1 protein-coding gene is annotated in these 273 nt (G+C 28.2%); it reads right to left on the reverse strand.

The features are described from left to right. Positions 1-84 precede the first annotated feature (84 nt). Positions 85-225, reverse strand: coding sequence for a hypothetical protein (locus tag NE665_RS24425; protein ID WP_216881984.1), 141 nt, complete (start codon positions 223-225; stop codon positions 85-87). Positions 226-273 lie beyond the last annotated feature (48 nt).

The raw sequence follows: 273 nt of genomic DNA on the forward strand, positions 1-273 counted from the left end.
TTTTTTGGTGATCTATTTAATATTGTGCTTTGCGGTGTATTAAGTTGGAAATTCTCTAATTGTTTAAGAACTATTTTAGCTGTTTTATTGTAGTTTCCAAGCAAAAAAAAGTGTGAGTCCAAAAGAAAAAACAAATATTGCAGGAATTAAAATCTGACCTACTGAGAAAACAGAGAGGACAGCAATAATAAAACTTGAATCTATAAATTTAAAAAAATCTTCCATAAATAACTCCTCATTTCTTTATAAGAGAGATTTTATCACGGGAAAGGA

The sequence above is a fragment of the Clostridium sp. DFI.1.208 genome (genome assembly GCF_024463855.1).
Taxonomy (GTDB): Bacteria; Bacillota_I; Bacilli_A; order Erysipelotrichales; family Erysipelotrichaceae; genus Clostridium_AQ.